The sequence below is a fragment of the Curtobacterium flaccumfaciens UCD-AKU genome (assembly GCF_000349565.1).
Lineage (GTDB): Bacteria > Actinomycetota > Actinomycetes > Actinomycetales > Microbacteriaceae > Curtobacterium > Curtobacterium poinsettiae.
This window is the reverse complement of record NZ_KB714628.1, coordinates 473838-481282: the sequence shown is the minus strand read 5'-3', so window position 1 is coordinate 481282 and position 7445 is coordinate 473838. Positions and strand designations below refer to the sequence as shown.

Sequence of the window (7445 nt, the reverse complement as noted above, 5' to 3'; positions counted from 1 at the left end):
CCGTCGGCTGCGCCGCCGCCAGCCGACACTTCGTGGCCGCCGCGCGGACCTGAGCGGGGAGTTGCGACCGGTCGCGCTGTCGGCCTGGAGGCCCGTGGCAGGCCCGCACCGTGCCTCCCGTGCGACCGTGGGCCCGCCACGGGCCTCCAGGCCGACAGCGCGACCGGTCGCAACTCCCCGCTCACGTCCGCGCGGTAGCCACGAAGTGTCGGCTGGCGACGGCGCAGCCGACGGTTCGCGACCACTCGGCGCAGGGCGGGCGGGGTGTCCTGACCGGCCGGGGCTCAGCCCCGGATGCGGAAGGCGCCGCCGTCGCGCTCCACGGTCAGCCCGTCGTACCCGTGCACCCGGTGCAGCCCGGCGGTCACGGGGTGCTCGAGGGGACCGACGACGACCGTGGCCGCGCCGGAGGCGATGGCGGACTCCAGGCCGGCGGGGGCGTCCTCGAACGCCACGCAGTCGGCGGGGTCGACACCGAGCAGGGCGGCGCCGCGCAGGTAGCCGTCGGGGTGGGGCTTGCCGTGCTCGACGTCCTCCGAGGGGACGAAGGCCTCGGGCACGGCGAACCCGGCGGCCGCCATCCGGCCCGCGGCGAGGTCACGGGGCGCGCTCGTCACGAGGGCGACCGGGACGCCGAGGTCGACGAGGCGCTGCACGAAGGCGACGGCGCCGGGGATCTCGAGGATGCCCTCGGTGCTCGCGGTCTCCTCGGCGACGAGCTCCGCCGCGATCCGCTGCTGCTCGGCCAGGGGCAGGTCGGGCAGGAAGCGCCGCAGGGTGTCGATCGCCTGCCGTCCGTGCGAGAACGCGAGGATCTCGTCGGGGTCGATGCCGTTCGCGTGGCCGAACCGGGTCCAGGTCGCCTCGACCACCGCGGTCGAGTCGACGAGGGTCCCGTCCATGTCGAAGAGGACCCCGGACGCCACGATGTCGATCACGCGCCCGACCCTAGCCCAAGGGGGTCAGCGCGCCCGGACGTACCGCGTGAGCAGCACGTCGCCGGCGCCGAGCAGCACGTGCGCCGGTCGCATCCGCCGGAGCTCCGGGGACGACCCGCGGGCGATGCGCGGTCCCTCCCCGCCCTCGAGCGACGGGTCGATCGTCAGGGTCAGCTCGTCGACGGCGTCCGCGGCGACGAGCGCCCCGAGGAACGACGGACCACCCTCGCAGTGGATCGTTCCGAGGCCACGATCGGCCAGCAGACCGCGGATCCGTCCGGCGTCCACCGAGTCTGGGTCAGCGTCCGCGCTGCAGGGCACGATGTCGGCCACCTCGGCGAGCGCCCGGGCCGTCGCCGAGGCAGCCGCCGTCGCCGAGGTCAGGACGATCGGCCGCACCGGCGCCTCGGTGAAGACCCGCGACGCCGGGTCGAGCGACAGCGACCCGGTGACGATCGCGAACACGGGGTGGTCCGGCATGCCGTGGGCCCGACGCCAGGCAACGTCGGCGTCGTGCAGGACCATCGGCCCGTAGCCCTCGTCACGGACGGTGCCGGCGGCGACGAGCACGACGTCGGCCACGCGGCGGAGCAGGTCGAAGACCCGCAGGTCGTCGTCGCCGCCGAGCGACCCGGACACCCCGGCGGCCGAGGCCGAGCCGTCCAGCGTCGCGACGAAGTTCACGCGGAGCCAGGGGTCCCCGACGTCGGCGGTGTAGAGCTCGAGCAGGTCGTCGTCGGACAGGTCCGCGATCGACGGGGGCAGGACGGTCACGTGTTGTGCCTCGATTCCACGGGGGTGCGCCATCCGAGGGTGGCCTCGACCATGCGCATCGCGTCGACGCTCTCGGCGACGTCGTGCATGCGGACGATCCGGGCGCCGAGCATCGCGCTCACGGTCGCGACGGCGAGCGATCCGGAGAGCCGTTCCCCGCGGGGGCGTCCGAGCGACTCCCCGACGAAGTCCTTGTTCGACACCGCGGCGAGCACCGGGTAGCCGAGGGCGACGACCTCGGGCAGGCGCCGGGTGATCTCGAGGGTGTGCACGGTGTTCTTGTGCAGGTCGTGGCCCGGGTCGACGATGATCCGCGACTCCGGGATGCCCGCGGCGAGCGCCCGGTCGACCCGTTCGCGCAGGAACGCGACGACCTCGCCCGCGATGTCGGCGTACTGCGGTGGGGCCGGCAGGGGACGACGGGGTTCGGCGAGCGAGTGCGTGATGACGACGGTGGCCTCGGAGTCGGCGACCACGGCGGCCATCCGCGGGTCGGACAGGCCGGTGGTGTCGTTGACGACGGTCGCGCCGGCTGCGATCGCCGCCGCGGCGACCTCGGGTCGGAAGGTGTCGACGCTGATGACGACGTCGGACTGCTGGGCGAGCTGCTCGACGACGGGGACGACCCGGTCGATCTCGTCGGACGCGGGCAGCTCCGGGCCGGGGGCGAACTTCACGCCGCCGATGTCGACCCAGTCGGCACCCTGCTCGGCTGCGCGGACCGAGGCGGCGACGGCCCGGTCGAGCTCGAAGGTGGCGCCGCGGTCGTGGAACGAGTCCGGGGTGCGGTTCACGATCGCCATCACGGCGATGCGGTGGTCGAAGTCGATGGTGCGGCGTCCGAACGTCCGGACCGGGTGCCGCAGGTCCGGCACGACCCAGCCAGGTCCGGCCGCGTCGGATCCGGCCGCGGCGTGTTCGCCCGAGACGTGCGGGAGGCCGGTCATGCGCCCGCCTCGGCAGTCGCCGCACCCGCGGCATCGGTCCGACGCCCCGCGCCGATGAGCGCGATCGCCTCGGCCCGTCCCGCGGTGTCGGCCAGCGAGCCGGTCGCCGCGACCGTCACCGTCGTCGAACCGGTCTGGCGCTCCCCACGCGTCGTCACGCACTGGTGCTGCGCGTCGAGGACCACCAGGACACCCTCGGCGCCGAGGCCCTCGGCGATGGTCGCGGTGACCTGTTCACCGAGCCGCTCCTGCAGCTGCGGGCGGGAGGCCACCGCGTCGAGCACCCGTGCCAGCGTGCCGAGGCCGATGAGCCGTTCCCCCGGGGCGTACGCCAGGTGCGCGACCCCGAGGAATGGCAGCAGGTGGTGCTCGCAGACGGATCGGAACTTCACGTCGCGGACGATGACGAGCCGACCGCGTTCGCCGTCCTCGGCGTGCACGGTGCCGTCCCGGGCGATCGCGACCGCATCGGTGCCGATCCCGGAGAAGAACTCGGAGTACGAGTCGGCGACCCGGGCGGGGGTGCGGGTGAGTTCCGGGCGGTCGGGGTCCTCGCCGATGGCGAGCAGCAGCTCGCGGACGGCGGCCTCCACACGGGCGCGGTCCATGTGTGACGTCACCCGCTCATCCAACACCAGCCCTGGCCGGAGAACGCGGGCAGACACCCAGCGCGACGTGCGCGACCCGCGTGGGACGGGCCTCCCGGCCGCCGGAACCTGTGAGACCGGTGTGACACGCCCGAAACCCAGCGTCCTTTAAACTCTCGTGGTGAGCGCCCCGCAGACCGACACCACGCCCCGGAACCGCTTCGCGACCGGCCTCGATCGATTCTTCTCCATCACGCAACGCGGATCGTCGATCCCCCGCGAGGTCCGCGGTGGCCTCGTCTCGTTCGTCACGATGGCCTACATCGTGATCCTGAACCCCCTCATCCTCGGTGGGTTCAGCGCCGACCAGGCCGCGAAGGACGTCAACGGCGGGTGGCTCGAGAACGCTCAGGTGGCGGCGGCGACCGGCCTCGTCGCCGGCGTCATGACCATCGCGATGGGCATCATCGCGAACCTGCCGTTCGGCATCGCCGCGGGGCTCGGGATCAACTCGTTCCTCGCTGTCAGCGTCGTGCACCAGGTCACCTGGGCCGAGGCGATGGGCCTGGTCGTCATCAACGGCGTGATCATCGTGATCCTCGCGTTGACGGGCATCCGGACGATGATCTTCACCGCCGTCCCGGCTCAGCTGAAAGCCGCGATCACCGTCGGCATCGGCCTGTTCATCGCGTTCATCGGGCTCGTCGACTCCGGCTTCGTGCGGTCCTCCGGGAACCCGTCGCCACCGCTGCAGCTCGGTGAGGACGGTTCCGTCGGGGCGCTGCCGACCGTCGTGTTCCTGATCGGCCTGATCATCATCGGCACGCTCATGGCCCGCCGGGTCAAGGGTGCGCTGCTCATCGGCATCGTCGCGACCACGATCATCGCGATCATCCTGCAGGCGATCTTCCAGGTGCCGACCTCGGTCGACTCGAAGACCGGCTGGAACCTCAACGCCCCCGGTCTGCCGAGCGCACTGTTCGCCGTGCCGGACCTGTCGCTCGTCGGCCACGCCGACGTCGTCGGCGCCTTCACCCGCATCGGCCCGCTCGCCGCGTCGATGCTCGTCTTCACCCTCGTGTTCACGAACTTCTTCGACGCGATGGGCACCATGACGGGGCTGGCCAAGGCCGCCGGTGTCGCGAAGCCGGACGGCACGTTCCCCCGCCTGAAGTCGGCGCTCGTCGTCGAGGGCGTCGGCGCGATCGCCGGTGGTGGCGCGTCGGTGTCGTCGAACACCGTCTTCATCGACTCGGCCTCCGGCATCGGCGAGGGTGCCCGCACGGGCATGGCCTCGGTCGTCACCGGGCTGCTGTTCCTGGCGTCGATGTTCCTCACGCCGCTCACCCAGGTCGTCCCGCTCGAGGTCGCCGCCGCCGGGCTCGTCGTCGTCGGTGCGCTCATGGTCGCGCAGGTCGCGGACATCTCGTGGTCGGACTTCGGCTCGGCCCTGCCCGCCTTCCTGACGATCGTCGTCATGCCGCTGACCTACTCGATCGCGAACGGCATCGGCGCCGGCTTCATCAGCTGGGTGCTCATCAAGCTGCTGTCCGGCCGTGGCCGCGACGTCTCGTGGCTGCTCTACGTCGTCGCCGCGGGCTTCCTGCTGTACTTCGCGCGGGGGCCGCTGGAGACGATGCTCGGCGTCGGTTGAGGCTTGCTGCTGGGCCTTGCTGCTGGGCCTTGCTGATCGGGGTCCGGCGCAAGACGCCGTCGTGTCATCGAGACGCCGCCGAATCCGGCGGCGTCTCGACGTTTCCGCGGCGTGTCCGGATGACGCCGGCGTCTTCCGCAAGACGCCGGCGTCTTCCGTCGGCCGCGTCGGCCGCGTCGGCCTGGAGGCCCGTGCTCAATCCGGCAGGTCGCTCGGCGTCGCCTCGTGGTGGCGCTGGTCCTGGGTGCGTCGGTCTTCCTTCATGCCCGCCTCGAACAGGTGGCGGCGGCCCTGCACGAGCTCGTCCCGCGCGGTGCGCTCGAGCTCCTTGGCGAGGGCGTAGTAGCCGTCGTCGTAGTCCTCGACGATCTGGAACGTCCAGCGGCCCGCGATGACGTTGCGGCCCACGAGTTCGGTGTCGATGCGCTCGGCGAGTTCGGTGTGTCCGGCCTTCCGGAGCTGCTCGACCGCTTCACCGAGGTTCAGGTCGGCGGTGCCGGTCAGGCGGTGGAACCCGTAGAGCAGGCCACGGGCGTGCTCGATGACCTCGACCGCGGCGGACAGGCTGCCGAGCGCCTCGACCGTGGCCTCGGACACCCCCTCGGGAACCTGGTGCTGTGCGTCGGGGCCCTGTGCGTCGTTCGTCATGGGTCCCGTCTACACGAGGGTTGCTGCGTCGTTCGAGAGGTTCGTGCACGACCCGCCGAGGTCCACTGCCGGTGGTTGCGACGTCAGAGGTCGACACCTACCATTCGAACACACGTTCGAACAAGGAGACCCGATGATGATCACCGAAACGGCCGCCACGGTGTGGTGGTCCGAGGGCACGCCGACCCGGCTGGTGTGGGCCGGACGGCGTTGGCGGGTGAGCGACACCCCCACGCGGCTGACCGTGACGCGCGCCGAACTGCCGACCGCGATCACGCACGCACCCGAGCGCACCGTGGGCTGGCGGTTCCAGGCGACCAGCGACGACGACGGTGAGGCGCTGGTGGTCGACATCGTTCCGCAGGGCTCTGGTTGGGGCGTGGCCCGGACGTGGACGTGAACGGCTCGGACCGCTACCGTCCGGACATGGACAGGTGGGTGGCGCTGCTGCGCGGGGTCAACGTGAACGGCGTCACGATCCGGAGCGCCGAACTCGCGGAACTCTTCCGGGGGCTCGGGTTCGACGACGTGCGCACCGTGCTCGCCTCGGGCAACGTCGTGTTCGCAGCCGACGTGCCCGCCGGACGGCTCAAGACGTCGATCGAGCAGGGGCTGCGCGACCGGTTCGGGTACGACGCATGGATCGTGCTCGTCCGGCACGACGCCCTCGCCGCTGTCGTCGACGGGTTCCCCTTCGCGCGTGACGACGATCGGCACGACTACGTCGTGTTCGGGTCCGAGGATGCAGCGCTCGACGCCCTGGTGGCCGACCTCGAGTTCGACGACGCGGTCGAGCAGGTCGCCCGTGGGAACGGCGTCGTCTACTGGTCGTGCCCGAAGGGGTCGAGCACCGACACGGTGTTCGCCAAGCGGGCCGGCGCCGCACGCTTCAAGCGCACGACGACGACCCGCAACACGAACACCCTGCGGAAGCTCCTGTGACGCTCGTGCACTCGAAGCGGGCCGAGACTCGCTCCCGCGGACGATCCGGGCGTTCCTGACCGCCCGAAGTGTCCGCCGGGCCGAGTCTCCGCCGACGCGGCGGAGGCTCAGGCCTGCGGAGGCTGCCCGTTGCTCGCCATGGTGCCGCCGTCCACCGGCAGGACCGCGCCCGTGATGAACGACGCAGCGTCGCTGGCCAGGAACAGGATCGCCTCGGCGACCTCGGCGGAGCGACCCCCACGGCCGAGCGCGATCCGCTCCTCGAACTTCGACTGCAGGGCCTCGTCCTCGGCCTGCTCCTGGGTCAGGTCGGTCCAGATGAGTCCCGGAGCGACGGCGTTCACGCGGACGCCGAACTGCCCGTTGTCGAGCGCGGCCGCCTTCGTGAAGTTCGTGACGCCGCCCTTCGCCGCGTTGTACGGGCTCATCCGCCAGTCGGCGTCCTCACCGGAGACCGACGACGTGTTGACGATCGAACCCTTCGTCTCGCGCAGGAACGGCAACGCTGCCCGGGTGCCGTAGAACACCCCGGACAGGTCGGTCTCGATGACGCGGCGCCACTCGGCCGTGCTGATGTCGGTGATGTCGCCCGAGCTGAAGGTCCCGGCGTTGTTCACCAGGACGTCGAGCCGGTCGAAGCGGTCGATCGCCGCGGAGACGACGGTCTCCCAGTCCTCCGGGCTCGCCACGTCGGCGTGCAGGGAGACGACACGGTCGGTCGGCAGGGAGTCTCCCACCGTGCGGACCTTCTCCTCGACGCTGTCGGTCAGCACGACGGACGCACCCTCGTCGACGAACGCGCGCGCCGTCGCTGCGCCGATGCCCGAACCCGCGCCCGTGACGATCGCGACCTTGCCCTCGAACCGGTTGCCCATGATGTCTCCTCTCGTTGCACGAACCGTGCCCGGGGAGACGCCATCGACCCGAAGGGCACGGCAGACCACGGTGCCCGGGG

At 71.8% G+C, this 7445-nt stretch carries 9 protein-coding genes; 3 read left to right on the top strand and 6 right to left on the bottom strand.

The genetic code is table 11. The features are described from left to right. Positions 1-284: 284 nt before the first annotated feature. The 4 genes from H489_RS32225 to folE are packed head-to-tail and all read right to left on the bottom strand — an operon-like array spanning position 285 to position 3267. Positions 285-938 (bottom strand): HAD-IA family hydrolase, encoded by a 654-nt coding sequence (locus H489_RS32225; protein ID WP_017887962.1) that lies wholly within the window; start codon positions 936-938, stop codon positions 285-287. A 24-nt stretch (positions 939-962) separates the two neighbouring features. Next, positions 963-1712, bottom strand: a complete 750-nt coding sequence (locus H489_RS32220) for a pyrimidine reductase family protein (protein WP_017887961.1) — start codon at positions 1710-1712, stop codon at positions 963-965. Next, the gene (gene folP, locus H489_RS32215; protein WP_017887960.1) at positions 1709-2659 is read right to left on the bottom strand and encodes a dihydropteroate synthase; all 951 of its coding nucleotides are present in this window, start codon (positions 2657-2659) and stop codon (positions 1709-1711) included. The genes H489_RS32220 and folP overlap by 4 nt, the downstream gene beginning before the upstream one ends. Continuing rightward, positions 2656-3267: a GTP cyclohydrolase I gene (folE, locus tag H489_RS32210; protein ID WP_017887959.1), complete on the bottom strand. Its 612-nt coding sequence runs from the start codon at positions 3265-3267 to the stop codon at positions 2656-2658. The genes folP and folE overlap by 4 nt, the downstream gene beginning before the upstream one ends. A gap of 157 nt (positions 3268-3424) precedes the next feature. On the opposite strand from folE, the gene H489_RS32205 reads away from it, so the two are divergent. Further along, positions 3425-4900, top strand: a complete 1476-nt coding sequence (locus H489_RS32205; protein ID WP_017887958.1) for an NCS2 family permease — start codon at positions 3425-3427, stop codon at positions 4898-4900. 195 nt (positions 4901-5095) lie between these two features. Here H489_RS32205 and H489_RS32200 read toward each other — a convergent pair whose 3' ends face one another. Then, positions 5096-5548: a hypothetical protein gene (locus tag H489_RS32200; protein WP_017887957.1), complete on the bottom strand. Its 453-nt coding sequence runs from the start codon at positions 5546-5548 to the stop codon at positions 5096-5098. Positions 5549-5681: 133 nt separating this feature from the next. Between H489_RS32200 and H489_RS32195 the strand changes: the two genes are divergently transcribed. Beyond that, entirely contained in the window at positions 5682-5948 is a 267-nt protein-coding gene (locus tag H489_RS32195; protein WP_017887956.1) for a hypothetical protein, read from the top strand. Between the two features lie 26 nt (positions 5949-5974). Further along, complete coding sequence (locus tag H489_RS32190) at positions 5975-6490, top strand: DUF1697 domain-containing protein (RefSeq protein ID WP_031260160.1); 516 nt, start codon at positions 5975-5977, stop codon at positions 6488-6490. 107 nt (positions 6491-6597) lie between these two features. Here H489_RS32190 and H489_RS32185 read toward each other — a convergent pair whose 3' ends face one another. After that, positions 6598-7365 (bottom strand): SDR family NAD(P)-dependent oxidoreductase, encoded by a 768-nt coding sequence (locus H489_RS32185; RefSeq protein WP_017887954.1) that lies wholly within the window; start codon positions 7363-7365, stop codon positions 6598-6600. Positions 7366-7445: the final 80 nt, after the last annotated feature.

Bases quoted from the DNA above. Each gene is read 5' to 3' on its own strand.
- H489_RS32195 (WP_017887956.1), top strand. From the start codon at position 5,682: ATGATGATCACCGAAACGGCCGCCACGGTGTGGTGGTCCGAGGGCACG.
- folE (WP_017887959.1), bottom strand. From the start codon at position 3,267: ATGGACCGCGCCCGTGTGGAGGCCGCCGTCCGCGAGCTGCTGCTCGCC.
- H489_RS32200 (WP_017887957.1), bottom strand. From the start codon at position 5,548: ATGACGAACGACGCACAGGGCCCCGACGCACAGCACCAGGTTCCCGAG.
- H489_RS32190 (WP_031260160.1), top strand. From the start codon at position 5,975: ATGGACAGGTGGGTGGCGCTGCTGCGCGGGGTCAACGTGAACGGCGTC.
- H489_RS32185 (WP_017887954.1), bottom strand. From the start codon at position 7,365: ATGGGCAACCGGTTCGAGGGCAAGGTCGCGATCGTCACGGGCGCGGGT.
- folP (WP_017887960.1), bottom strand. From the start codon at position 2,659: ATGACCGGCCTCCCGCACGTCTCGGGCGAACACGCCGCGGCCGGATCC.